We start from the raw sequence: 26,497 nt of genomic DNA on the forward strand, positions 1-26,497 counted from the left end.
GACCTTCCGTGCTCAGGCGTAACGCGCCATGCAGGTGCGCAGTTGCTCCAGCCCCCGGCGGATCCAGGTCTTCACGGTGCCCAGCGGCAACTTGAGCTGCTCGGCCAGTTCGCCGTGACTCTGGTCACGCAGATAGGCCAGGCTGACCACCTCGCGTTGTTTGTGGTCGAGCTTGCCCAGGCAATGGTGCAGCGCAAACGACTGCTCGCTGGCATCGGCCGTGTCCATGGGGTTGGGCGAATCGCCCTCCAGCGTCTGGGCCAGCTCGTCGTCCAGCTCGTTCATCAGGTCGGCCCGGTCGCTGCTGCGCTTGCGCAGCGCATCCAGCGCCCGGCTGCGTACGATAAGCCCCATCCACGCCATGGGCGGGCTGAGTGATGTGCGGTAGTTGCCGGCGCCGCGCCAGATGCTCAGGAAGGCCTCCTGCAGCACGTCCTCGGCCACATCGCGGTTGCGCACAATGCGCAAGGCCAGGCCAAAAAGCGGCGACGAGGTGCGCTCGTACAGCCTTTTGAGCGCAGAGTCTTCCTGCGCGGCGATGCGGTCAAGGAGTTCCATCAGTTCACGGTCTGGTTGGGGGGTGCTCATGCGCCCATTCTCTGGGATGGATCGGGTTTCAAGGACTTGCGGGGCTTTGCTGTAGCTGAATACGCCACAAAAGGGAGGATGGATTCACCGGTAAGCCAGAAACAACAAAGGCCGCAGCGCGGCCTTTGCAAGGGCGAGTCGGCAAGACTCAGGTCGGATAGGTGCCTGGCAACAGAATGGAGCGGTCCACCGTGTTGATGTTGGTGTGGCCGCAGAACGCCATGGTGATGTCCAGCTCTTTCTGGATGATCTGCAGCGCGCGGGTCACGCCTGCCTCACCAAAGGCCCCCAGGCCATACAGGAAGCTGCGGCCGATCAGCGTGCCCTGCGCGCCCAGCGCACGGGCCTTGAGCACGTCCTGCCCGCTGCGGATGCCGCCGTCCATCCACACCTCGATGTCCTTGCCCGCCGCAGCGGCAATGCCGGGCAGCGCGGCGATGGAGGATGGGGCGCCATCGAGCTGGCGGCCGCCGTGGTTGCTGACGATGAGCGCATCGGCGCCGCTGTTGACGGCCAGGCGCGCGTCTTGGGCGTCCATGATGCCCTTCAAGATCAGCTTGCCGCCCCAGCGCTTCTTGATCCACTCCACATCGCCCCAGTTGAGCTGCGGATCGAACTGTTCGGCCGTCCACGACGACAGCGACGACAGATCGCCCACGCCCTTGGCATGGCCCACGATGTTGCCAAATGAGCGGCGCGGGGTGCCCAGCATGCCGAGGCACCAGCGGGGCTTGGTGGCCAGGTTGATGAGGTTGGCGATGGTGGGGCGGGGCGGGGCCGAGAGGCCGTTCTTGATGTCCTTGTGGCGCTGGCCCAGGATCTGGAGATCGAGCGTGAGCTGCAGCGCCGAGCAGTTGGCGGCCTTGGCGCGGTCGATCAGGCGCTCGATGAAGTCGCGGTCACGCATCACGTACACCTGGAACCAGAACGGGTGGTTGCCCGTGTGCTGGGCCACGTCTTCGATGGAGCAGATGCTCATGGTCGAGAGCGTGAACGGGATGCCGAAGGCCTTGGCCGCCTTGGCACCCAGGATCTCGCCGTCGGCATGCTGCATGCCAGTGAGACCCGTGGGTGCAATGGCCACGGGCATGGCCACGTCCTGGCCGACCATGGTGGTGCGGGTGCTGCGGCCCTCCATGTTCACGGCCACGCGCTGGCGCAGCTTGATGCGCTGAAAGTCGCTTTCGTTGGCGCGGTAGGTGCCCTCGGTGTACGAACCCGAATCGGCGTAGTCATAAAACATGCGCGGCACACGGCGCTGGGCAATGACACGCAGGTCTTCAATGCAGGTGATTTTGGACAGATCGGGCACGCGGACACTCCAGAAAGGGGTTGCACAGGGGGCAGACAGGACTGCGCCGAATGGTAGGCACTTGCCTGCGGGTGGGCCATCAAAATTATTTGTGCGGGCTGCAACAAATTTCCAAGGCGGTGGGAGAGCGGGGGCCTTGGAGGGGCAAGAATTTCAAAGAAATTGGCTGCTAGCGCTTATTTGGAAAGCGCTAATGGCTATAAAAGTTATAGCAAAATACCACACCAGAACTCTGGCGACTTATGGATCCTGCCCAGCCTCCACAGCGGCCAGCACCACCTCGGGCTCGGCGTCCGGGCCCCGGTAGAGCATGAAGCGCATGCGCCCGCCGCGTTTGGCGGCGTACATGGCGCTGTCGGCATGGCGCGAGAGCGCATCGAACGTATCGCCGTGCTGAGGGAAGAGTGCGATGCCGCCGCTCAGCCCCACCTGCAGAAAACGCCCCGCCAGCGCGAAGGGCGCGTCGCACGACGCAAGGATCTTGCGCGCCACGTGGCAGGCGGCCTCGGCGCCGTCCAGCCCCGGCAGCAGCACCACAAACTCATCCCCGCCCTGGCGGCACACGGTGTCGGACGCGCGCACGGCAGCCTTCAGGCGCTGCGCAAACTGCACCAGCAGCAGGTCGCCCACATCGTGGCCCAGGGTATCGTTCACGTCCTTGAAGCCGTCCAGGTCCAGGTACATCACGGCCAGGCACTTGCCTTCGCGGCGGGCCTGCGAGATGGCCAGCTGGGCGCGGTCTTGCAGCAGCACGCGGTTGGGCAGGTCGGTCAGTGCGTCGTACTGGGCCAGGTGGGCCATGCGCTCGGCCATGACCACCGATTCGGTCACGTCGCGCAGTACGGCCACGGCGCCGGTCACCGTGCCATGGCGGTCGGTGATGGGGCTGGCGGTTTCCTCCACCTGAAAGCGCTGACCATTGGTGCGGTGCAACAGCACGCCCCGCACGGGGGGAGTCGCCATGCCGCACTGGATGGCCGCACGCAGCGTGTTGGTCAAAGGCTCATCGTTGTCAGGGCTGCGCAGGCTCACCACCTCGTCCACAGTGTGGCCTGCCGCATCAAACGCCTGCCAGCCCGTCAGGCGTTCTGCCACGGGGTTGAGGTAGGTCACCATGCCCTTCGCGTCCGAGCAGACCACTGCCTCGCCAATGGCTTGCAGCATCAGGCGCACGCGCTCTTTCTCGTCGAACAGCTCGTTCTCCATGTGCTTGCGCTCGGTAATATCCGTCACTTGCACGAAGAGCCCGGTGACCACGCCGCGCGCGTCTGCGTCGGGCAGGTAGGAGACGATACTGTGCCGCGGCTGGCCTTTCGGGTTCTGGTCCGTACGTTCAAAGCGCTGCGGTGCACCCGCCAACGCCAGGTCGTAGTAGGGCTTGCTGGCCGCGTAGCGGGATTCGCTGAGCAGCTCGCTGATATGCCGGCCGCGCACAGGCACCGGGTAGGTGCCGAACTCCTCGAGTGCCGCCCGGTTGGCAAAGCGGTTGTGCATACTGGCATCCCAGTAGGCAATCATCGAAGGCACGTTGTCGAGGATGGTGCGCAGGTCATGCTCAGCCTCGGCCAAACGCGCCGAAACCTGCTGGCGCAGCACCAGCTCACGCACGAACAGCAGCGCCAACCCAAGGCAGCCAGCCATCAACAGCGCAGCAAAACCACCCAGGACCCAGGCACTGCTCCTCCACTTGGCCAAGATGGTGTCGGTGGACTGGGCCACGTTCAGAATCAGCGGGTAGTTGCCCACAGGCCGGAAGGAGTACAGACGCTCCACGCCGTCGAGCGCGGCCTTACCGACAAAAGAGCCTGTGCCCTCGGCCTGAAAACGCAGCAGGTTAGGCGTACCAGCGATGGTTTTGCCGACATCAGCATCACCATACGGAAAGCGGGAGATCACCACCCCGTCCCGCCGAAACATGTTGACCCCGCTGTTAGAGCCCAGGTCCAGCGAACCAAACAGTTCGTTGAAATAACTCAGGCGGATAGCGCCGACCACCACCCCGGCAAAGCTGCCGTCTGCATGGAAGTACGGACGAGAAATGGGCAGGATGTTCAGACCCGTCACCCGTGAAGGCACGGGCTTGCCGAAGAACAGCTCCCGCTCGCCCCGCTCACTGAATGCCAGAAAGTAGTCGCGGTCGCCCAAGTTGGTGCGGCGAGGGGTCAGGGAGCCCGAGTCCAGAATGACGTTGCCCTGAGCGTCCAGCACCAGCACATCGCCCGCGCCGCGCGCACGCAGCGAGTTGTCAAACACCACCCGCGCACGCAGGTCGGGGGGCAGCGCCCATACCTCGGGCCGTGCCACCTCGCGGGCCACGCCCTCCAGGGATTTGTCGAACGAGTCCAGCGACCAGGCCAGGCCCTGCTCCATGGTGCGGGCCAGGTTGGAGTTGGTCTGCACCGCGTAGCTCCATTCGTCGTTGCGAATGGTCCAGATGGTGCGGGCAAACAAGGCACCAATGCCCAGAGCCACCAGCAAAGCCAGCCATATGAGGCGGTGAGAGAAAAACTGGCGAAGGGAGGGCATAGGGATAGTTTGTAACTATTTTAAACAGCCGCCTTGACAGGGACTTGGCCCCAAGTCACACCGTATTCCTCGGACTTGTCAGCGTCAATGCGCACCTGCCCGGAGAGGCTGGGCCACCACACCTGCGCCGCGCACCTCCAAACGGACCTCGTCCAGCACCTTGCCCTGCGCGTCGGTGAGCTGTATCACATGGCGCCCGGGCCAGGGCAACCAGGCCACCCGAGGGCCTCGGCCCAGGGTTTTGCCATCCAGCCGCCACTGCACCGCATTGCCCGTGGCGGTGAACTGCAGGCGCTGGCGCGCCGGGGGGATGTCCGGGTCCAGCGCAATGATGGTGCCCGGGGCGGGGGCGGTGATGCGCGGGGGCAGACCCGCAGGAGATACGGCCGCATCGGGCGCAGATTTTTTAGCATCATTTTGGCCACTAGCGCTTGATGGGTAAGCGCTAATAGCTACCGAATCAATAGCAAAAAACGCCTGCTGGGTGCCCTGCACAAACCATTCGTCCCGCGCGGCCTCCAGCGGCTGGCCGCCGCCGCGTGGGTCCGGGCTGCCAGGCTGCGGCGCCACGGGCCCAAATCGCACCGCTGTGCGGGCCAGGCCCACGGGGGCCTTGGGGGCGCGGCTGGGCTCGCGGGCATGCAAAAACCCCATCACCGCCGACCAGATGGGGGCCGCGCCGCTGGTACCGCTCACGTCGTGCATGGCCGCGCCGCTGGCGTTGCCCACCCACACACCCACGGTGAAGCGCTCGGACCAGCCCACGGCCCAGTTGTCGCGCATGTCCTTGCTGGTGCCGGTTTTCACGGCCGTCCAGAAGCGGGTGGCCAGCACGCTGTCGGTGCCAAAGGTGCGGGCGCGTGCGTTGCCGTCCGAGAGGATGTCGCCCACGATGAAGGCGGCACGGGCGTCCAGCGCAGGGGCAAAGCGCGGCTTGGCAACATCCGAGAGTGCTACAGCACTCGACCGTCCGCCGTTGGCCAGGGTGCCCGCAACAGGACTTGCGCGCCCGCCGTTGGCGAGCGTGCCCGCAACAGGACTGGCCCGCCCGCCATTGGCGAGCGTGCGAAAGGCGTTGGTCAGGTGCAGCAGCGGCACCTCGGGGCTGCCCAGCGCCAGGCTGTAGCCAAAATAATCGCCGCTTTCGCGCAGCGGCAGTCCCACGGCGCCGAGCTGGCGGTGGAATGCGTCGGGCGTGACCATCACCAGCGTGCGCACCGCCGGCACGTTGAGCGACGCCGCCAGCGCCGTGCGCACCGACACCCAGCCCTTGAACTGCCGGTCGTAGTTCTGCGGGATGTACAGGCCACTGGCAGTGGTGATCTGCGCGGGCGAGTCCTCTACCAGCGAAGCCGCCGTGAGGCGCCGCTCGGCAATCGCCTGCGCATACAAAAACGGCTTGAGTGTGGAGCCCGGCTGGCGCAGCGCCAGCACACCATCGACCTCGCTGGCCTGGCTCAGTTGCCCTGAAGATCCCACCCAGGCCAGCACCGCGCCCGTGGCGTTGTCGAGCACCAGCACGGCGCCGTCTTCCACATTGCGCCCGCGCAGCTCGCGCAGGTGCTGCTGCAGGCTCTGCACGGCAAAACGCTGCAGCGGCGCGCGCAGGGTGCTGGGCACACGCTCGGGCGCTGCGCCGTCTTTGCCAGAGCGCTGGCGAAGCAGGTAGCGGGCGAAGTGCGGCGCCACGCCTTCGCTCGCATCAAATGCGCGGCGCTGCAGGGCGGCGGTGGTGAAGAGGTCCAGCGCATCGCAATCCACACGGGCCGGGGCTGGGGTGGCGCGCTGCGCGGGGCGCGCGCCGCTGGTGGCCTGCATATCGCGCAGCACCCCGCACGCCCGTTGCGCCACCAGCGCGGGCCGGGCATTGGGCGCGCGCACCAGCGCAGCAGCCACCGCCGCCTCGCGGTCGTCCAGCCCGTGCGCGGCCTTGCCAAACAGCGTGCGGCTCAGGGCATCAATGCCCACCAGCTCGCTGCGAAACGGCACGAGGTTGAGGTAGGCCTCCAGGATCTGGTCTTTGCGCCAGCGCCGGTCCAGCACCTGTGCGGCCACCGTCTGCCCCAGCTTTTGCACCACGGTGCGCCCGCCAGGGCCCTGGCGCCAGTCACCGTCCAGCAAACCCGCCAGCTGCATGGTGATGGTGCTGGCCCCGCGCGTGCGCTGGTTCCACAGGTTGCCCCAGGCAGCGGCCGATGCGGCGCGCCAGTCCACGCCGCTGTGCTCAAAAAAACGCTTGTCCTCGCTGAGCACCAGGGCCGTGCGCAGGGCGGGCGACACCTCGGCCAAAGGCACCCACTGGCCGCGTCGCACGGTGGCATCGGTGCGCAGGCGCTGCAGTACCTCGCCTTCGCGGGAGAGGATGAGGGTGTCGGAGGGCTTGAAGTCGGCTCGCACCTCGTCAAACGCCGGAATAGCCCAGGCGGCCGATGCGCTGACCATCCAGAGAGTCCAGCCAGCGTACCAGCGGCGAACGCCGCCCCCCCGGCGCTCAGCCATTGGGATGCTCCCGGTCAAACCGGGTTTCGGCCTCGCTCAGGTGGCGCAGCAGCACGTGCGAAATCAGGTTGACGCCAATGCCACCAAACACCACGGGCAATACATAGAGCGCGATGGACAGCTCGGAGATGAAAACCGCGTCGTCGGCCAGCGACGGCGTGGTTTTGGCCAGGGACGCGAGCGACTGCAGCAGGTAAACGTCCACCCCTGCGATCAGCACCAGCGCCACACCAAAGCCGAGTACGGCCACGCGGGAGATGGACCGGGTCGCCAGCAGCAACCCGTAAATGCCCGCAGGCAAAACCAGCGAAAACGCCACCAGCACCCAGAACCGCAGTTCCACAAAAACACTGAGGCTCATGGCGTTGTTCTGAAGGGCAGGCTCAAAACGGAAGGCTGCATGGCGCTGCGGTTTACCGAGCCGCCTCCACCTTTACCCGCGCGTTGGGCACTTCGCCAAACATCTCGGGCGCGTACATGGCTTCCACCCGGCTGGGCGGCAAGGCAAAGTCACCCACGTTGTTCAGGCGCACGGTGTATTCCATCTTGACCGTGCCCTTGGGCAGGTACTCGTAGTAGCTGCGGAAGGCCTCGAAGCTGCGCTCCTCGAACGCGGGCCAGCCCGCGCCGCTGCGGGCCTTTTCGCCCTGCGTGGCAATGGCCGAATCCCGGCCCAGGCCGCTGCCCAGGATGGTGGCACCGCCCGGAATCGGGTCGGTGATGGCCACCCAGGTCATGTCGGCGCTGGCGTTCACCTCCAGCGTCACACGCAGCACGTCGCCGCGCGTGTACTGGCCTGCGGGCAGCGACTTGTTGGCCTGCTCCACGGGTGTCACGGTCTTGGTGATGGCATAGCCCGCAGCAAAGGGCGCCTTGAGCTGGATGGCGGCGACGGATTGCAGGGTGAGCCACGGCTTGCCGGGCCCTTGGTGGGTCACCGCCAGGTTCTCCTTGCCACCGGCCTTGCCCCAGGCCAGGAACATGTCGTTGTTCTTGAGGTTGCCGGGCGATGCGGGCGCACCGAACCAGGTCGTCTGGTGCGCGGCGCCCGTGGCGTCACTGGCCTTCACGCGTTCGACCTTGCTCCAGTCCACGCTGGCGGTGTTGCCAGACATCGCGGCTTTGGTGGTCCCCGAGACTGGCACGGCCTCGAACTTGGCGCTGAATTTCTCCAGCGCCAGCCCGCCCCACAGATTGGCGGTGGTGGTGTGCCAGGCGCCCGCCTGCTGGCGGCTGATGAAGCCATTGGCCAGGCGGCCCATATCGTCCTTCCATGCCGGGTCGTCCATCACCGCGAGCATCAGGCGCGCGGTGTTCACGTCGCCGTTTTGCATCAGCCACCACCAGTAGTCGTCCTGCTCGGTGCTGAAGATGAGCTTGGTGCCCTGGAACGACAGGCGCGCGCGCAGGATCTGCATGGCCTCGGCCAGGCGCTGGTCGCGCTGGGGCACATCGGCCACGCGCTTCAAGACGTTGACCCAGTCGATCACCGTGTGCGTGGGCCACTGGTTGGGCGCGATGGTGATGCTGCTCACCATGCGGCCCTGGGCCTTGCCGTAGCGCGAGAGGGCTTCGAGCGCGGCCACCTTGCGCATGTCCAGGTCCTTGCGGGGGCTCCAGAAGCTGCGCTGGATGCGGCCTTCCACAAACGCAATCAGGCCACGCTCCATGGGCGCGCGGGCGGCGTCGGGCAATGCAAACGCGGGGTTGATGCTGGCGGCCTCGTGCGTAGCGGCCAGCACGTAAGCCGTGAGCGTGTCGCTGCCCCGGTTGCCATCCCCATCACGCGGCGGGAAGTAGTTGGCCAGGCCGTCGCTGTCGAGGTAGGTGGGCAGCTGCGCCACCACGGTCTGCCACAGCGCGCCGTCGCGCAGGCCCACGGCCTTGCTGGTCTTTTGCTCCAGGCAGGCAAAGGGGTAGCGGGCCCACCAGTCGCGCACGCCCGGCAGGCCTTCGGCCAGCTTGGGCTGCAGCGACATCTTGAGGCCGCCCCGGCCGGGGATGGCGTCCGCTGGCGGGTTCACATCCAGGTTGAAGCTGCCGTCCACCTGCACCAGCGTGGCCTGCTGCACCGTGAGCGGTACGGCCGGGATGATGCGCTGGCGCGCCTTGAGCGCATCGCGCGCGCCGCCCACCGTGTCCTTTGCCTCGATCTCCCACAGGATGGACTCGGCGCGGGTCTGCGCCAGTTGCGCAGGCGCCGTCACGTTCCAGGCGACTTCACGCGCTTCTTCGGGCGGGATGTCGATGGTCTGCGGTTTCAGGTCGAGCAGCGTGGCGCGGGGCGATACCTCCACCTTCATCGCCGTCTTGGTGGTGTTGCGCAGCGTGATCTGGGCGCGGAACTGGTCGTCCTCGCGCACCAGTGGCGGCAGGCCGCTGATGATCTGCAAGTCCTGCGTGGCGCGGATGCTGGTGCTGCCGGTGCCGAAGAGGCCGGTGGACGCATCGGCCACGGCCACGATCTTGAAGGTGGTGAGTGCGTCGTTCAGCGGCACCGTCACCTTGGCCTGGCCGTTGGCGTCGAGCTGAATGGAGGGCTCCCACAACAGCAGGGTGTCGAGCAGCTCGCGCGTCTGCGCCCGTCCACCACCACCGCCTGCAGGCACGGCCTTTTTGCCGTAGTGGCGGCGGCCGATGATTTCCATCTGCGCGGTCGATGTCTCCACGCCCCAGCTGCGCCGCTGCAGCATGGCTTCGAGCAGGTTCCAGCTGGTGTTGGGCATCAGCTCCAGCAGGGCCTGGTCCACAGCGGCCAAAGCCACCTCTGCATTGGCAGCGGGCTTGCCGCCCGGCAGGGTCGCGGTGATGGTGACCTGGGCCTTGCCGCGCACGGCGTAGCTTTCCTTGTCCGTGGTCACCTTCACGTCGATCTGGTGGGCCGCTGTGCCCACGCGAATCTCGGCCATGCCCAGACGGAACGCGGGTTTGGACAAATCCACCAGCGCCGTGGGCGCCTGGTACTCCTTGCCTTCGTACCAGAACGACGTCCACCACTCACGCGGCGCCTTGAAGCCCCAGGTGAAGAAGCTGTACCACGGCACTTCGCGCAGGCGGCCACGCAGGGCCAGCACGCTCACGTACACATTGGGGCCCCAGTCGGGCTGCACCTTCAGGCTCACCGTGGGGTCTTGCCCGTTGAGCTGCACCACCTGGGTGTCGATGATGCCTTCGCGCTCCACGGCCACCAGGGCCGTGGCAAAACGGAACGGCATGCGCACTTGGAACTTGGCGATCTCGCCGGGCTGGTAGCTTTTCTTTTCGGGCAGCAGGTCGATGCGGTCGTGGTCTTCACCGCCAAACCACAGCTCGCCCTGGCGCGTGACCCATACGGAGGATGCGGCCACGCTGGTGTTGCCGTCCTTGTCGGTGGCCGTCACCACCAGTTCCACCTCGCCGGGTTCGTCGAGCTTGGATTCGCACAGCAGCAGGCCGCGTGCATCGCTCTTGCCGCTGCACAGCGTGCCCAGGTCTTTGGTTTCGGTCTGGTTGTCGTAGCTGTAGAAGCCGCCCACCATGCGCTTGCGTGTGCTGGTGGTGATGCGGGCAATGGCCTGCACCTGCAGCGAGGTGTCGGCGGCGGGTTTGCCGTTGTGCTGCAAGGCCAGCGCCTGGTAGCGGATCTTCTGTCGGGCAGACACCCAGCCCTCGGTCTTGATGCCCGCCACCACACCGGCGGGCCACAGCGCTTGCGTGCTGCGGATGGTCTGCACCTCGCCATTGGGGTCGGCGTAGGTGGCTTCCAGCAGCAACTCCTGCGGTTGGCGGGCCTGGGGCACGTTGTCGATGGTGACCTTGCCCGCACCGTCCTTGTTCAGCGTGAGCGGCAGCTTGTCGGCAATCACGCGCGCATCCTGGCGGGCCGCAGCTTCTTCGTCGTCGCTGTTCGCACTTTCCTGCTCGCGCTTGCGGGGCGGTGTGAAGCGGAAGGCCTCGTAGTCGCTGTACTGCAGCGCCTTGCCGCGCACCATGGCCGATACGCGCACCGGCAGGTTGGCGGCCCCGCCGCCCGCCACGTAGTTGATCTGCACATCGGTGGGCACCGAGCGCACGCGCACCAGGGCCTTCTTCTCGACCGGGGTGATGCGCCCCTCCAGCACGGGCAGGCGGAACTCCTCCACCCGGAACTCGCCGGAGCCGAAGCTGCGTTCATCACCGGAATCCTTGCGCAGCTCCACCTGGTACACCCCCAGCTTGGCGGCGGGCGGGATGGCGAAGCTATTCAGCGCACTGATGCCACCCGTGGCCGTGTCGCGCCAGGCGACGGGCTGGGTGAACTGCTGGCCACTGCCCACATGGGTGATGACCAGGGTTTCGGGCCGTTCCTTGGGCAGCGCAAAACCCTGGCGGGTTTCCGAGCGCAGCACGTGTTTCATCGACACGGTCTCGCCCGCGCGGAACAAGGTGCGGTCAAAAATGGTGTGGGCGCGTTCGCTGGGGCGCGGGTCGCTGCTGGTGGGCACGTTGAAGCGCCAGGGCTCGATGCCGCGCTGCCAGTCACTCCAGGTAAAAGCCATGTCCTCCACGCCGCCCTCGTCCTTGTGGCGCGCGCTCACGAAGTAGGCGTTGCCGCCGTCGCCGTAGTCGCCGCCATCGCCGCAGCGGGTGGGGTCGGACGACAGGCCTTCGATGCGGGCCACGCCCTGGGCATCGGTCAGCGCGTTGGCCAGCTCATTGCCCTTGCAGTCGCTCACACGCACCGTGGCGCCCTGCACCGGCTGGCCCTTGTCCAGCGTGGTCACCCAGGCCAGGGCGTTTTCGCGGCCAAGCTTGAAATGCACGCCCAGGTTGGTCACCAGAGCCGAGGTGCGCACGAACATCGTGCGGGCGTCCCCGTGGCGCTCATCCAGCAGCGAAGCGCCGAGCTTTTGCGAGGCGATCTCCACCACATGGAAGCCGGGCGGCAGCGGAATACCCACCACCTCGAACGGGCGCGGGTCGTTGCTCGCTGGTTTGGGCAAGTCCAGCGTCTTCACGCCACCCTTGCCCGCCAGCAGCGAAAGCATGCGTGACTGCACATACTCCTTGTCTTCGTCCAGCACCTTGGGCAGCGGGCCGGTCACGTCGCGCCGCGCCTGCTTGCGATCCACCACGTAGCTGTCGTAGCGCTGCACCTTCTTGAACCACGCAATGATGTCGGCGTCGGTGCGCGGCTTGAGCGTGCTCACGGTGCCCGGCTGCAGGCCCTGCACGCGCAGGGCGGCTTCCACGTTGCGCAGTGTCACGGGCAACAGCGCTGGGGGGTTGTCAGAGCGCGGGCCTTCGGCAAAACGTTCGACGATGCCAAAGGGCGCTGCCGCAAACTTGGCCAGGGGCGGCATGCCGCCGGTGGCCACCTTGAGCGGGAAATTGTCCGCGTTGCGCAGCGGGCGGCCCGAGGCGTCCTTGAAGTCCTTGGGCAACTCCAGTGTGAAGGACGTGTTTTCAGCCAGGGGCGCCGCAAACTGCACGCTGTTGACCAGCGCATCCCCTTTTTGGCCCTCGATGCCGCCATCGGTCTGGGGCTTCAGGGTTTCCTTGGCGGACTTGAGGCGAATGGCGGTGGCCAGGCTGCGCGGCACCGGGGCGTTGAAAGACAGCTGCATCGGCCGGATGGGCAGGCACGCCGCCTGCGCGTTCTCGCGCTCGCAGCTGAACTCGGCCGCAAACGGCTCGCGCACCTTGAAGTCAAAGCGCTTCTCCACCGTGTTGGCCACGCCGCTGGGTGTGGCCACGCCCTTGCCAAACACGATCTGCATGCGTGAGCCCGAGGTGAACCGCCGGTTGCAGGCCAGCGTGGCGTACTGCAGGGGTTCTTTCGCCGCGCTTTTTTCCAGGCCCAGCGTCTTCAATATTTCGGCGCGCTGCGCGCCCTCAATCAGCCGCACCGGCACGCGCTCGCCCACGCCTTCCACCGTGCACCACACATTCGCCTGAACGCTGGCGGTGGTGGCGGGCCCGTTGAGCTGCAGCACGAAGAACTGCTCTTCGTCGATGGCCTGGTAGGGGTTGGGGCGGATGGTCTGCACAAACGGGCCACCGCTATTGAATTGATAGCTTTTGACGCCCGTCAGATCAGCGCCAGAGGCCGATTTGAACCCGGGTTTGACCGTTGCGGTGCAGCGCACGCCGGGTGGCAGGTCACTTTCAAAGTCGAAAACCCACTCGCGCTCGCCTGTCCAGCGGCCCGTGCCCTTGGTGGCGCTGGCATCGCTGCAGCTCAGGTTGATGGGCGCAGGCGCCTTGGGGTCGCCGAAGTTGACGGCCGCCGCATCGAACTTGGCCACCACTTGCCGCACCCGGGCCACTTCGCCCTGCGGTGAAAAACTGGTGATCTGAAGGGCGTGTGCGCCCATCGAAACCAAAGCCCCCGACAACAACACCAGGGCACGTTGCAAGACATTCATTTTTGACATCCCTCTATCCGACTCGACCGCGAGGGTAGCCGATATGCCGGGGACCGCCCCCTGCTGCGATGACACGGAAGGTAACAACTCGTTCGCAGCCCCCGCGCGCCAAGGCTGGCGGGCAGTGCGCACAAACCCCACCGGTATACTGCGCCGCAAAATAAAGCGGGAGAGAGGGAATCATGAAAAAGATCGTCTTGTTGGCGGCCTTGTGCGCGGGCGCCTGGTATTACTTTGTCGGTGGGCGCACATTGGACGAAAAAATGGTGCGCGCCTACTACGACCAGAGCGCGCACGCTCTCTACAAGCGAGACGCTGAGCTGATGTGCAAACAGCTCAGCAGCAAGGCCATCATCCAGGACGAGACGGTGATGAACGGCCAGACGCAGCGCGCCACACTCAACCACGACCAGCAGTGCGAGGCCTTCAAGGCCAGCATGCAGATGTTCGAACAGATCGGTGACCGCATGGGCGGCATCCTGACGGTCGAGTTCGAATTCCACATCGACAGCATCGAGATCGAACCGGGCCGCAAAAGCGCCAAGGTCAAAGGCACCAGCCTGCTGAAGATGGGAGAAACCGTCATGCAGTTCAGCTCCACCTTCAACGAGCAACTCGTGCGCGAAATGGGGCAAATGAAGCTCCTGCGCTCCGACCAGCGCACCGTGGTGCGCATGGCGGGCGGGCGCGGGATGTCGCAGTCCGACTTCTTCTCCAAATAAGCCCGGGGCACCCCATGCAGCGCGAAACCGCAAAGACGCCCCGCCCGTTCTGGCACCAGATCAACACCTTTTTCGCGTTTCCGCTGCAACCCAAGCCGCTGATGTACAGCGTGCTGCTGGCGCTCTCCAGCTTGCTGTTCAAGCTGATCTTCTTTGTGCCCGACGCCCTGGGCATCCTGATCGTGGAGATCGGCATCCTGCTGGCCGCATCGCGCTACGGATTCAAAGTCACGGCCCTGGGCTCGCGCGGCATCTACAAGGCCGCAGACTACCCTTCCGAGCTGGACCCGGACTGGAAGAACCTTCCTTGGAAGCTGTTCGCCATCCTGATCGTGCAAGCCATGGCCGTGGGCTGGCTGCAGCGCCTGAACCCCGTGCTGGGCACGCTGGCCTGGCTGGCCATGTGTTTCCTGCTGCCCGCCACGCAGATCGTGCTGGTGCAGACCTGCAGCTTTACCGAAACCCTGAACCCCGCCAACGCCTGGAACGCCGTGCGCACCATTGGCTGGCCCTACCTGCTGCTGTGCCTGTTCCTCTTCCTGCTGAGCCAGGGCACCTTCATTGCGCTGGGCATGCTGGTGCCCATCTTCAAGGGCTGGATCCTGCTGCCCATCGTCAACTGGCTGCTGATCTATTTCAGCTGGGTCATGGCCAGCCTGCTGGGCTACGCGATGTACCAGAACCATGCAGCCTTTGGCATTGACCTGCTGCCCGGCGCGGGCCTGGACGACGACGGCACCCCTGTGGACCGCCGCAGCCCCCGCCAGATCGAGCAAGACGCCACCGACGCACACGTGGCCGCGCTGATCACCGCGGGCGACATGGTCGGCGCCCTGGGCGTAGCCTACGAAGACCAGCGCACCCGCAGCGACGAAGTGCCCGCACAGCGCCGCTACCACCGTGTGCTGACGCTGGCCGAAGGCAAGACCGCCACCCTGCTGGACCATGCCCAGCGCTACATCCCGCTGCTGCTGCGCTCGGGCCAGGGCGGCGAAGCGCTCAAGGTCTTTCAAACCTGCCGGGCCAAGGACGCCCAGTTTGCGCTGCAGGACGCCAACGCCACCCTCAACCTGGCCAAAGCCGCCTGGAATGCCAACAACGCCAAAGACGCGCTGGCCCTGCTGCAGGGCTTTGACCGCCGCTTCAAGAACCACGACAGCGTGCCCGCCGCCTATGAACTGGTGGCCCGCGTGCTGCTGCAAGGCATGAACCGCGCCGACATGGCCCTGCGCGTGCTGGCCACGCTGGAGTCCCGCCACCCGGACACCGAGGCCACGCGGGAAACGCGGTGGCTGCTGCGCAACCATGTGCCGCAGGGGGCTGCGGGGGGTTAAGGATGACCTGCATAACCCTCGCGAGGCGGTGGTAGTGCGGATCGGGATGGGGCACAAGGCGTCTTTTCTTGCCAATAGCCGCGCTATTGGCAAGAAAAGCAACGCAGTGGCCCGCCCGAGACCGCGCTATCACAGACCGCAGGGAGTTATGCAGGTCATCCTTAAGGGGTTTTGGGGATTTCTGCGCCCTGGCGCTTATCCATAAAGCGCGAGCTGCTATGGTATTGATAGTGATTGCCGAGTGTTCCATGAACCGGCCGGGCCTCTTCTCTGAACAGGCATGCCTCACACACCAGCAAGCCAGCAAACCAGCCCAGGCTTCGGCAAGTTCTGCCCGAGCGGGTGGGGCAAAAACCCCATGTCTACTACAAAAATAGTAGCTGCTAGCGCTTGATGAATAAGCGCTAGCGGCCTAAAACATCAAAAACCAAACATCACCCCGGCATCCGCAACCCCGAAGACACCGAAGGCACGTTCGACGGCCGATGCTGCGGCCCCTTTGGCTGCTCCACCCGCACCAGATGCGCGTCCGCAACTCCATCGTTCAGCCCCACCTCCCCACTCGCCGGTGCATGGCCCACGCCCGCCCCGGCGCCCCCCGCCTTGGCAAGGGCACCAGGGGCTGTCAAGAACAGATACAGCGCCTTCGCATCCACGTCGCTCAACTGCCCCAGCGACTCAAACGGCATCACCTGGATCGGTGTGCCATCCGGCCGCTTGCCAGTGCGCAGCATCGCCACAAAGCTGGCGGCATTGGGGTAGCGGGCCATGGCGCTGTTGGCGCCGGGGCGGATGTCGGCAGCGGCGGGCCAGTCCGGCGGGCCGCCCGGGATCTTGCCGCCCGACAGGTCTGCGCCGTGGCAGCCGATGCACATGTTGGCCACATACTGGCCGTTGGCCACCGTCACACCCGCAGGCACGGGGCGCGATGGCGCCAGCTGGTGGTCGATGCGCGCGGCTGCGTCGGGGATCGCGCCCAGGCCGTACAGCACCCAGGCAGGGCGGGGCAGTTCCACCACGGCCTGCGTGCCCTCCTGCGGCTTGAACTGGCGCACGTAGGACACCAGGGCATTCAGGTCGTCGTTGGTAAAACGGTTGTAGTCCTCGCTCGGCATCACCAGCAGCGGGCGGCCATTGGGCTTGACGCCGTGGCGGATCACGCTGTTCCAGTCTTCGGGCTGGTAGCGGGCCACCACGCCAGCGGGGGTGATGTTGGGGCCCACGATGCGCGTGCCCTTGCCATCGTTCACAAACTCGCGGCCCGTGCCTTGCGCGCCGTGGCAGTCGGTGCAGCCGCGCGACGCATACAGGTACCGCCCGCGCTCAATGGTCTGCGCGTCGGTGGTGTAGGCCACGGGGCGCGGCTTGATGTCGATGTAGCGGTTGCGCTTTTGCTCGGCCAGGTACAGGCCGCTGGTGGCTGTGGCCACAACGACCACGCCCAGCAGCAGCGCGCCGCCTGCGGTCCATTTGATCCAGCGTTTCATGGTGGTATCCCTCTTCTTCGAATGAATGGCAACTGAACGAATCAGCGTGTTCAGGCGCCGGATTCTGGATTCGAAGAAGCGGTTTGTGACACCCTCCTGCCGCAGGGCGTGGCGCAGCCGGTGACATTTGTCACAAACGCGCCGCCAGTGTGGTGCGGCGCGCGTCAACGGCCCCGTTGCTCAGCGCTCGATGGTCTTGTTCCAGCGCGTGTTCCAGGCTGGGCGGTTGGCGTTGACGCTGTCCCAGTCCAGGGTCACGGCGTTTTTCATCCACTGGTTGATCTTGGCCACCTGCTCGGCGCCTTCACCCACGGCCGGGGCTTTGGGGTTGGTGGGGATCTGCGCGCCAAACTGCAGCACATTGGCCTGGGCCAGGGGGCTCAGCAGAAATTCGGCCAGTTTTTGCGCCAGCTCGGGCTCGCTGTTCTTGGCGATCACGCACTGGCCTGTCATCAGCACCACCGAGCCTTCCTTGGGCTGGGCGTATTCCACCGGAATGCCCTTGGATTTGAGCGCAGCCACGGCCGTGGGCGTGAGCGGGAAGATCGCAGCCTCGCCCGTTTGCACCATCTCCGAAATCTTGGCCGAGCTCGGGATGTACTCCAGCACGTTCGGGCCGATGGTCTTGGCCCAGTTGGCAAAGCCGGGTTCCACGTTCTTGTCGTTGCCGCCCTGGATGCGGTTGAACATCAAGAAGCCGTGCAGCCCGAACGAAGACGACGGCATGGACTGGAACACTACCTTGCCCTTGTACTTGGGGTCGGCAAAGTCCATCCACGAGGTGGGTGCGGCCCAGCCCTTTTCGGCAAACATCTTGGTGTTGTAGGCGATGCCCGTCATGCCCACGCTGACTCCGCTGGCCAGGTCGTCCTTGAAGCGCGCGGCGGGGTAGATGTCGTTCAGATGCGGGTTGGGCTTTTGCTTTTCGCACAGGCCCATGCCCATGGCGCGCACCATGATGCCGTCGTCCAGAAACATCACGTGCATCTGGGGCTTGTCCTTGTTGGCCTGGGCCTTCGCCAGGATGTCCGAGGACGTGCCGGGCACCACCACCACTTTCACACCATGCAGCTTTTCAAACGCCGGGAACACGTACTGCGTGTACGCCTTCTCCATGGTGCCGCCGTTCATGCCGATGTACAGCGTTTTGGTCTGCGCGGTGGCAGTGCCTGTGGCGGCCACGGTGGCCAGTGCAGCGGCCGCCACAAGGGCGCGGCGGGTGCGGCTGGCAAAGCGGGGGGAGAAGGTCATGGTGGTTTCCTTTCTGGTGGGGAGGGGAGTTTTTTCGGTGGCAAACGGGGTCAGTGGGCAGCGGCAGTGCTGGCCACGTCAGCCACCGTCGTTGGGAGAAATCGCTCAATCGCAAAGGCATCAATCGGCGTGGTGCTGCGGCCATCGCGTGCCAGCTCTGCCAGCACCTCGCCCACACCGGGGCCGATCTGAAAGCCCGCACCCGCAAAGCCAAAGCCATGGATCAGGCCGGGCGTGGTGTGGCTCTTGCCCAGCACCGGCTGGCGGTCAGGCAGATAGCCTTCGGTGCCGCTCCAGGTGCGAATGAAATGCGCATTCTTGAGGGCGGGCAACAGCTCTACGGCCTGCACTGCCAAGGTAGCGATGGCGCTGCGCTCGGAGCGGGCGCGGTCGGCATCCAGCGCCACACCTGCGCCGCCGCCCAGCACGAGGTTGCCACGCGCTACCTGTCGGCAGTAGATGCCGCCGCCTTCCACACCCAGGCTCCAGTGCATGAAGAAGGGCAGGGGCTCGGTCACCGCCATGGCGGGGTGGCCGGAGTGAATGGGCACGGCCTCGCCAAACTGCGCGGCCAGCGCACCGGCCCAGGCTCCTGCGCAATTGATGAGCACGGGTGCACGCACCGCCACGGTGGTGCCCGAGCGCACGGTGAACAGCTGCCCGTCGTGCTCCACCGAGGTCATTGGAGTGCGCTCCAGAATCTGCGCGCCCGCGCGCTTGGCCGCCAGTGCAAACGCGGGCGACACCAGGCGCGGGTTGGCCTGGCCGTCATCCGGGCAGAGTGATCCCCCCACAGCGCGCCCGCCCAGCCAGGGGCAGCGCTCGCGCAGTGTGGTGCCGGAGATGAGCTGTAGCCCCAAGTCAAAGTCGCGGCTCATTGCTGCATAGGCCTCCAGTGCAGCCATGTCCGCCTCGCTGCGGCCAATCTTGAAGTGCCCGCTGCGCTGGTATTCGCCATCGGTGCCAATCAGCGCGGGCAGGTCGGCCCACACCTCGTGAGCGCGCTGCGCCAGCGGCAGCTGGCTCACCGGGCGGCCCTGACGGCGCACGCCGCCATAGTTCACGCCACTGGAGCGCGAGCCGCACAGGTCACGTTCCAGCAGCACCACGGCCACGCCTTTGCGGCGCAGTGCCAGCGCGGTCGATGCGCCCATGATGCCGCCGCCCACAATGGCAACGTCGGTGTCGATCGTTGGGGTGGCGGTCATGCGCGGGCCTCCGCCTGGGGTTGCAGGTGGATGGGAATCGGCTTGATCGGCGCCTGTCCGCGCAGCCGTCCTACCGTGTCAATCGGCTTGCCTGTGGCGTGGGCCAGAATTTCTGCAGCGGCCACACCGCACATGCGGCCTTGGCAGCGGCCCATGCCCACGCGGGTCAGGGCCTTGAGGCGGTTCATCTCATCGGCTCCCGCATCGCGGGCACATGCGCGCAGCTCGCCGGCCGTGATGTTCTCGCAGCGGCACACCACCAGCGCATCGGGTGCGTGGGCGGCCCAGTCGCTGGGGAAGGGAAAGGCGCGCTCCAGCCCTTGCCGAAACGGCATCAGCTTCATCAGCTTGCGTTCCAGCTCAGTAGTGCGTACCGCATCGACCTTCACGCCATGGTCTGCCAGCAGCGCCAGCGCAGCGCGCTCGCCCGCCCACTCGGCCGCATCGGCGCCCATGATGCCCGCGCCATCGCCCGCCAGGTACACACCGGCAACGCTGGTGCGGCCTGCTGCGTCGCGTTCAGGCAGGTGGGCGCGGTGCATGGGGGCCCAGGCAAAGCGGCAGCCCAGCAGGTCGGCCAGTTGGATTTCGGACCGCAGCGCATAGCCAAAGCCCACGGCATCGCAGGGCGCGGTGTGTTCGGTCTGGCCGTCAGTCCACACCACGGCATTCACCCGTGTTTCGCCCTCCACGCGCAAAGGCCGCACGCCGGTGTGCACCGCTACGCCATGCGCGCGCAGCCAGCCCACGTAGTACATCCCTTTGGCCAGCACGGCAGGCTGGGTGAGCATGCCGGGCATGGCGGCCAGCTGGTCGGCAAATCGGGCGGTGTCTAGCACTGCAGCCACCTTCACGCCCGCCTTGGCGCCTGCCTTGGCATATTGGTACGCCACCAGGTACAGCAGCGGCCCGGTGCCCATCAGCACCACGTTGCGGCCGATGGTGCAGCCCTGGAACTTGAGCGCCACTTGCGCGCCGCCCAGCGTGTACACGCCGGGCAGCGTCCAGCCCGGCATGGGCAGCACGCGGTCGGTGGCGCCGCTGGCCACGATGAGTTGGCCGTAGGGCACCGTGCGCGTGGTCTGTGTGGGGCCGTGCAGCACATCGAGCTGGCCGCCCTGGGCGTTCCACACCAGGCTGTTGGGTTGGTAGTCGATGTGGGCGGCCAAGCCATCCAGCGTGCTGTGCAATGCCGTGGCGCGTGATGCTTCGGTGCCGTACAGCGTTTGCGGGCTGCGGGCAAAGTGGGGGGGCTGGCGGCGGTAGATCTGCCCGCCGCCGCGCGAGGATTCGTCAATCACAACAGGACGCACGCCATGCGCAACCAGCGTTTTCGCAGCGCGAATGCCCGCAGGGCCAGCGCCCACGATCACGGGTTGTAAGGCGGGGGCGGTCATGCGGCCCCTCCGGTGGTCAGCTGCATGCCCGCCTGGATGAAGGTGGCGCAAGACCGTAGGCGTTCGCCGGTAGCCGTCATCACCCAGCAGTCCTGGCACGCGCCCATCAGGCAAAAGCCTGCGCGCGGCTCGTGGCTGAACTCGTTGCGGCGCAGTTGGGCGCGGTGGGTGAGGATGGCGGTCAGCACCGTGTCGCCTTCGAGCGCAGCGGCGGGTTCGCCATCGAGCATGAAGGGCACGGAGGCCCGGTCTTTTTCGGCCACGCGATGGAGCAGAGGTTGGCTGGAAACCATGGTTGCGGTACTCATTTATTTCCGACCGACCAGGACTCGGTCCAAGCCGTACACCCGGTCGAGAATCACCATCGCGCAGGCCGTCAGGGCCACCATCAGTGCCGACACCGCAGCCATCAGTGGGTCGATGGATTCGGTGGCGTACATGTACATGCGCACCGGCAGCGTCACCGTGCTGGGCGAGGTGACAAAGATCGACATCGTCACTTCGTCAAAGCTGTTGATGAAGGCCAGCATCCACCCGCCCGTCACGCCGGGCAGGATCATCGGCAGCGTGATGCGCGTGAACACCGTGGCCTGGCTGGCGCCCAGCGACAGGGCTGCATGCTCGGCACTGCGGTCAAACCCCACCAGCGCAGCCACCACCAGCCGCAGCGTGTAGGGCGTAACGATGAGCGCATGCGCAAACACCAGCCAGCCAAAGCTGCCCGTGCCCCCCAGCAGCGCAAACAGGCGCAGCAGGGCCACACCCAGCACCAGGTGCGGAATGATCAGCGGCGACAGGAACAGGCCGTTGAGAAAGCCGCGCCCCGCAAACTCGTAGCGTGTGATGGCAATGCCCGCCGGCACGGCCAGCACCGTGGCCAGCGTGGCCGATGCCAGCGCCAGCCACAGGCTGTTCCAGAACGACTGCACAAAGTCCGAATGCGCGAACACTGCCTTGAACCAGCGCAGCGAGAACTCAGTGGTGGGCAGCGTCAGCGTGTTGTGCGGCGTGAACGCCACGATGCACACCACCAGCAAGGGGGCGAGCATGAAGGTGATGACCAGCGCGTTGAACGCAAGGGCTAAAGGTCCGTTCTTCTGCATAGTTTCAGCCCAACGCTTTCTTGTAGCGGCCTTCAACCAAGCGGTTGTAGCTCAGCATGACCACGAGGTTGGCCACCAGCAGCGTCAGCGCAATCGCTGCGCCCAGGGGCCAGTTCAGCTCGTGCAGGTACTCGTCGTACACCACCGTGGCCACCATCTTCAGCCGCCGCCCGCCCAGCAGGCCGGGGATGGCAAACGAGCTGGCCGCCAGGCCGAATACGATGAGGCTGCCGGATAGGATGCCAGGCAGCACCTGCGGCAACACAATGCGCCGCAGCGTGGTGAAGGGCGAGGCCTGCAGAGACAGTGCCGCGTTTTCCACACCGGGGTCTAGCTTCTGCAGCGAGGTCCACACGGGGATCACCATGAAGGGCAGCATCACATGCACCAGCGCAATCACCACGGCGATCTCGGTGTAAAGCATCTTCACGGGGCCAAATCCAAGTAGCCCGAACAGCCCATTCACCAGTCCCTCAGGCCCCAGCAGCATGCTCCAGCCAAAGGCCCGTACCACCACGGATACCAGCAGCGGTGCCAGCACCACCAGCAGCAAGATGGAGCGCCAGGGGTTGCCCATGCGGCTCAGTATGTAGGCCTCGGGCGCGCCAATCAGCACGCAGATCAGCGTGACCAGCCCCGCAATCCAGAACGTGCGCCAGAAGATGGCGTGGTAGTAAGAATCGGTGAACACATGGGCGTAGTGCTCCAGCGTGAACTCGCCCGCCTTCACCCCCGTGGCCGGGTCGAACGCGTTGAACGACAGCACGGCCGTGAGTGCCAGCGGCACCAGCAGCAGCACTGTGAACAGCAGCAGCGCCGGGCCCGACAGCCACCAGGGCGCGGCCTTTTTGTGCAGCAAGGTGGTGGCCAGGCTCATGGCGCCACCTCGGCGGCGTCTTCGGCCTCCAGCTCGGCCATGGCGGTTTCATCGGCGGGCAGCAGGCGCATGCAGTGGTCGGGCCAGTCCACGCCCGTGCGCTCGCCCTCGGCCAGCGCAGCGCGGCCGTCGTTGGGCACCAGCACCATCAGGTCGCCCACGGGGGTGCCCACACGGTACAGCCACTGGCTGCCCAGGAAGAACCGCTCGCACACCTGACCATCCATCCGTCCCTGCACGGCGGGCACCAGTTGCACTTTTTCAGGTCGCACGCTCAGCAGCACGGCGGCGCCGGGGCGGTAGCGGGCACCGTCCACCTCCATCGTGAGGGCGCCCACCTTCACCTGCGTGTGCGTGCCATTGGCATGCGTTACCTGGCCGGGCAGCAGGTTGGCCTTGCCCACAAAGGTGGAGATGAAGCGCGTGCGCGGGTGCTCGTACACGCGATGCGGGTGGTCGATCTGCGTGGCGCGGCCGGCCTCCATCACCACCACGCGGTCGCTGATGGACATGGCCTCGCTCTGGTCGTGCGTGACCATGATGGTGGTGGTGCCCACCTTGCGCTGAATCTGCCGCAGCTCAAACTGCATCTCCTCACGCAGCTTGGCGTCGAGGTTGGACAGGGGCTCGTCCAGCAGCAGCACGGGCGGCTCGATCACCAGCGCACGTGCCAGTGCCACCCGCTGGCGCTGGCCGCCCGACAGCTCGCGCGGGTAGCGCGTGGCATGCTTTTCCAGGTGCACCAGCGCCAGCGCCTGGGCCACGCGCTCGGCGCGTTCGGCCTTGGGCACCTTGCGCATCTCCAGCCCAAAGCTCACGTTGGCCGCCACCGTCATGTGCGGGAACAGCGCATAGCTCTGGAACACAATGCCCAGCCCGCGCGTGTTGGCCTTGGCGTGGGTGATGTCCTTGCCATCGAGCTCGATGCGCCCGCTGGTCACCGCCTCGAACCCCGCCACCATCTGCAGCGTGGTCGTCTTGCCGCAGCCCGACGGGCCCAGCAGCGACACAAATTCACCCTTTTGCACCGTGAGGTTCATGGACTGCACCGCGCAGGTGCTGCCATAGAACTTGGTCACATCCGTGAGCTTGAGAAACGACATGGCGAAAGCCTTTCCGGTGGTGGCATCGCACGGTTTGCCTGGGGGCCGTGCGTGCCACCTGCTGTGGAGTTGCATGGATGGGCTGCGGGCCTTCGGTGTGCTTGCACCGGGGTGGTGCAAGTGCCGCACAAAGGCTGGAACAGCCGCTCGATTCAATTGAATCTATTGCAATAAACAAACCAGAATGCTTCGGGTATTCCATTAAACAGAATTTTTATTGAATTTATTCCGTTCAATGAAATATAATGCCTTCAGTTTGATCAACGAATTCCACAGGAGCGAGGTATGGAAGCCGCATCCACCGCCACCGGCGGCGTACCCCGGGTGTTTGCCGTCATCCGGGCCCTGTCGGCCGTGCAGGCCGAGGGCGGGCGAGTCACCCAATTGGCGCGTGCCGTGGGCCTGACGCAAGGCACCACGCACCGTTTGCTGCAATCGCTGGTGGCAGAGGGCATGGTCGAGCAGGACGAGCGCAGCAAGCTCTACCGCCTGAGCATGGACTTCTTCGCCCTGGCCGCCAAAGCGGGCAACCCCGGCGACCTGCGCAGCCTGTGCCGCCCCGCGCTGCTGCGCCTGTGCGCCAGCCTGGGCGACAGCATCTTTCTCTTGGTGCGCAGCGGGTTCGATGCCGTGTGCCTGGACCGCAGCGAAGGCCCGTTCCCCATCCGGTCCTTTACCGGCGACATCGGCGGCCGCGTGGCCCTGGGCGTGGGGCAGGGTGCGCTGGCCATCCTGGCCTTCTTGCCCGAGGCCGAGCGCGAAGAGGTCATCCGCTTCAACCTCTCCCGCGTGCGCGAGTACGGCGTGTTTGACGAGGTCTATCTGCGCACCGAGATCGAGCGCGTGCGCCAGCTGGGCTACGCCGGCCGCAACACCGGCTTGCTCGAAGGCATGGCTGGTGTGGCTGTGCCTATCCTGGACCGTGAGGGCCGTGCAGTGGCGGCGCTGAGCGTGGGCACCATCTCTGCACGATTGAACGATGACCGGCTGCCGACGGTGGTGGAGTTGCTCAAGCGCGAGGCAGCAGCCATTGGGCCCAAGATCAATCCATTTGATGCCACCCTGCGGCGGCCCGCGCAAAGCCTGTCGAGCGTGCGCAACGACCACGCCATTCAACCCGCAGAGCAGGATTGAAGAGTTAGACACGACACGCAGGCCCACACCCCATGTCCGCCACAACGCAACCGAATTCGCCGTCGCTGCACGCCCACCCGCACGCTTGCGCAGCACTGGCCGAGGCATTGTTCAACGATCCGTTCTACCAAGCCGTCACCATCGACCATGCGGCCAACACTGTTCGCCGCCTGCAGGTGCTGGCCCACTACTGCGCGCTGGCCATGGACGAAGCCCGCGCCGTGGGCGACGTGCAGGTGGCCGACCCCCACGGCGCCGCACTGTGGATCACACCCCACGCGCCAGCCGCAGACAAGGCGCAATACAGCGCCCAGCGCACCCGCAGCTTGCGCCAGTTGCTGGGTCCGCTCGGGTTTGACCACTACCAGCGCATTTGCGCCGCCATGGAAGCGCAGGTGCCTGCCGATCTGCACAGCGCGTGGTACCTGTCGATACTGGGTGTGCACACCGCCGCGCGTGGCCACGGGTTGGCGCAGCGGCTACTGGCACCCACCTTGGCCAAGGCCGACCAGGCCGGTGCATCGTGTTTCCTGGAAACCTTCAACCCCTTGAGCGTGCCGTTTTATAGCCGCCTGGGTTTCACGCGGTCGGTGGAATGTGTGGAGCCAATCACCGGCAGCACCTATTGGCTGCTGGTGCGCGGTGCCGCCGTGCTTGGCAGGTAGCCAGCGTTCACGGCGCCGCTGTTGCCAAGCCCAGGTAACCTAACGCCCGAAAACGCTTTTGCCGTCTTGCCTTTGCCTGCATGCTTGCTGCACACCCACGGAGGCTGCCTTGCAACGCACACCATCCGCATCAACGTCGCCTCCCCACCCACTTCCTCATTCACAGTCGCCGATCGAATCCGGTCTGCCATTCAGCTTTGGCAACCCCGTGCCATTGAGCACTCGCAGCAGCGTGATGCTGTGGGCCGCCAGCGCAATCGCCTTCGTCCTGTTGCTGGCGGTGCCGCGCTGGTTGCCCGACCAGTGGGGTGGCGCTTTGGCCGCGCTGCTGTTTGTGGGCGTTCAGTGGGCGGGCCTGCGATTGGCGGTGGGCCCGGCATGGAGGGCGCTGTTCAGGCGTCCCCGCTGGCGCGATGTGGCGCTGGGGCTGGCCGCTGTGCCGCTGGTGATCGGCTTGCCCGCGCTAGTGGCTGCATATGGTTTGGGCATGTCTCACCTCAGTGCCAACGCAAGCATCGATGCTGTTGCGGGCTTGTCCCCAGCGCAGCTGGCTGGGCGGTTCGCACTGGTTGCCGTGCAGCTGCTGGGCGAAGAGCTGGTCACCATCCTGCCACTGCTGGCCACCGTGGCCTTGCTGCACCGCGCTGGCATGCCCGCCCGTTGGGCCGTGGCCTTGGCATGGATGGTTACGGCGCTGGTGTTTGGCGCACTGCACCTGCCCACCTACCAATGGCATCTGGGCCAGGCCTTGCTCGTTATAGGAGCCGCTCGTCTGGCGCTGACGGCAGTCTTCATCTACACCCGCAACCTGTGGGCCAGCACCATCGCCCACATTGCCAACGACTGGACGATCATGGCCTTTGTGCTGGCCTCTACCCGCACCATTGCCTGACCCATTGACCCTG

General features: G+C 65.9%; 19 protein-coding genes. 5 read left to right on the forward strand and 14 right to left on the reverse strand.

Going from position 1 to position 26,497, the window contains the following annotated elements:
• Positions 1 to 12: 12 nt before the first annotated feature.
• From KW832_RS14715 to KW832_RS14740, 6 genes are all read right to left on the reverse strand, one after another.
• A complete protein-coding gene (locus tag KW832_RS14715) occupies positions 13 to 588 on the reverse strand; it encodes an RNA polymerase sigma factor (protein WP_218300517.1) in 576 nt (191 codons plus the stop codon).
• A 148-nt stretch (positions 589 to 736) separates the two neighbouring features.
• Positions 737 to 1,900 (reverse strand): L-lactate dehydrogenase, encoded by a 1,164-nt coding sequence (locus KW832_RS14720; protein ID WP_370628713.1) that lies wholly within the window; start codon positions 1,898 to 1,900, stop codon positions 737 to 739.
• Positions 1,901 to 2,140: 240 nt separating this feature from the next.
• A complete protein-coding gene (locus KW832_RS14725; RefSeq protein WP_218300518.1) occupies positions 2,141 to 4,426 on the reverse strand; it encodes a diguanylate cyclase domain-containing protein in 2,286 nt (761 codons plus the stop codon).
• An 84-nt stretch (positions 4,427 to 4,510) separates the two neighbouring features.
• Positions 4,511 to 6,925, reverse strand: a complete 2,415-nt coding sequence (pbpC, locus tag KW832_RS14730) for a penicillin-binding protein 1C (RefSeq protein WP_218300519.1) — start codon at positions 6,923 to 6,925, stop codon at positions 4,511 to 4,513.
• A complete protein-coding gene (locus KW832_RS14735; protein ID WP_055400618.1) occupies positions 6,918 to 7,286 on the reverse strand; it encodes a hypothetical protein in 369 nt (122 codons plus the stop codon). Before KW832_RS14735 ends, pbpC begins: the two co-directional genes overlap by 8 nt.
• Before the next feature lie 52 nt (positions 7,287 to 7,338).
• Complete coding sequence (locus tag KW832_RS14740) at positions 7,339 to 13,311, reverse strand: MG2 domain-containing protein (RefSeq protein ID WP_218300520.1); 5,973 nt, start codon at positions 13,309 to 13,311, stop codon at positions 7,339 to 7,341.
• Positions 13,312 to 13,493: 182 nt separating this feature from the next.
• Here KW832_RS14740 and KW832_RS14745 point away from each other — a divergent pair, with 182 nt between their 5' ends.
• Both KW832_RS14745 and KW832_RS14750 read left to right on the forward strand, forming a co-directional pair.
• Positions 13,494 to 14,033: a hypothetical protein gene (locus KW832_RS14745; RefSeq protein WP_218300521.1), complete on the forward strand. Its 540-nt coding sequence runs from the start codon at positions 13,494 to 13,496 to the stop codon at positions 14,031 to 14,033.
• Positions 14,034 to 14,047: 14 nt separating this feature from the next.
• On the forward strand, positions 14,048 to 15,367 hold the full coding sequence (locus tag KW832_RS14750) for a tol-pal system YbgF family protein (RefSeq protein ID WP_218300522.1): 1,320 nt from the start codon (positions 14,048 to 14,050) through the stop codon (positions 15,365 to 15,367).
• A gap of 434 nt (positions 15,368 to 15,801) precedes the next feature.
• On the opposite strand, the gene KW832_RS14755 is transcribed toward KW832_RS14750, so the two are convergent.
• From KW832_RS14755 to KW832_RS14790, 8 genes are all read right to left on the reverse strand, one after another.
• On the reverse strand, positions 15,802 to 16,854 hold the full coding sequence (locus KW832_RS14755) for a c-type cytochrome (protein ID WP_121505719.1): 1,053 nt from the start codon (positions 16,852 to 16,854) through the stop codon (positions 15,802 to 15,804).
• A 180-nt stretch (positions 16,855 to 17,034) separates the two neighbouring features.
• Positions 17,035 to 18,105, reverse strand: coding sequence for an ABC transporter substrate-binding protein (locus tag KW832_RS14760; RefSeq protein ID WP_218300523.1), 1,071 nt, complete (start codon positions 18,103 to 18,105; stop codon positions 17,035 to 17,037).
• Positions 18,106 to 18,155: 50 nt separating this feature from the next.
• Positions 18,156 to 19,313 (reverse strand): FAD-binding oxidoreductase, encoded by a 1,158-nt coding sequence (locus KW832_RS14765; protein WP_121420802.1) that lies wholly within the window; start codon positions 19,311 to 19,313, stop codon positions 18,156 to 18,158.
• Positions 19,310 to 20,710, reverse strand: coding sequence for an NAD(P)/FAD-dependent oxidoreductase (locus KW832_RS14770; RefSeq protein WP_218300524.1), 1,401 nt, complete (start codon positions 20,708 to 20,710; stop codon positions 19,310 to 19,312). The genes KW832_RS14765 and KW832_RS14770 overlap by 4 nt, the downstream gene beginning before the upstream one ends.
• Positions 20,707 to 21,003 carry a (2Fe-2S)-binding protein gene (locus KW832_RS14775; RefSeq protein WP_121422813.1) on the reverse strand — a complete coding sequence of 99 codons (297 nt, stop codon included), beginning with the start codon at positions 21,001 to 21,003 and terminating at the stop codon, positions 20,707 to 20,709. The genes KW832_RS14770 and KW832_RS14775 overlap by 4 nt, the downstream gene beginning before the upstream one ends.
• A 15-nt stretch (positions 21,004 to 21,018) precedes the next feature.
• Positions 21,019 to 21,813, reverse strand: a complete 795-nt coding sequence (locus KW832_RS14780) for an ABC transporter permease (protein WP_218300525.1) — start codon at positions 21,811 to 21,813, stop codon at positions 21,019 to 21,021.
• 4 nt (positions 21,814 to 21,817) lie between these two features.
• Positions 21,818 to 22,690 carry an ABC transporter permease gene (locus KW832_RS14785; RefSeq protein ID WP_218300526.1) on the reverse strand — a complete coding sequence of 291 codons (873 nt, stop codon included), beginning with the start codon at positions 22,688 to 22,690 and terminating at the stop codon, positions 21,818 to 21,820.
• Positions 22,687 to 23,793 (reverse strand): ABC transporter ATP-binding protein, encoded by a 1,107-nt coding sequence (locus KW832_RS14790; protein ID WP_218300527.1) that lies wholly within the window; start codon positions 23,791 to 23,793, stop codon positions 22,687 to 22,689. The genes KW832_RS14785 and KW832_RS14790 overlap by 4 nt, the downstream gene beginning before the upstream one ends.
• A 285-nt stretch (positions 23,794 to 24,078) precedes the next feature.
• Between KW832_RS14790 and KW832_RS14795 the strand changes: the two genes are divergently transcribed.
• From KW832_RS14795 to KW832_RS14805, 3 genes are all read left to right on the forward strand, one after another.
• Positions 24,079 to 24,927, forward strand: a complete 849-nt coding sequence (locus KW832_RS14795; RefSeq protein WP_055400641.1) for an IclR family transcriptional regulator — start codon at positions 24,079 to 24,081, stop codon at positions 24,925 to 24,927.
• A gap of 32 nt (positions 24,928 to 24,959) precedes the next feature.
• The gene (locus KW832_RS14800) at positions 24,960 to 25,592 is read left to right on the forward strand and encodes an N-acetyltransferase (protein ID WP_055400642.1); all 633 of its coding nucleotides are present in this window, start codon (positions 24,960 to 24,962) and stop codon (positions 25,590 to 25,592) included.
• A gap of 208 nt (positions 25,593 to 25,800) precedes the next feature.
• A complete protein-coding gene (locus KW832_RS14805) occupies positions 25,801 to 26,484 on the forward strand; it encodes a CPBP family intramembrane glutamic endopeptidase (protein ID WP_218300528.1) in 684 nt (227 codons plus the stop codon).
• The last annotated feature ends 13 nt before the right edge of the window (positions 26,485 to 26,497 follow it).

It is taken from the genome of Acidovorax sp. sif0632 (genome assembly GCF_019218805.1).
Classification (GTDB): Bacteria; Pseudomonadota; Gammaproteobacteria; order Burkholderiales; family Burkholderiaceae_C; genus Acidovorax; species Acidovorax facilis.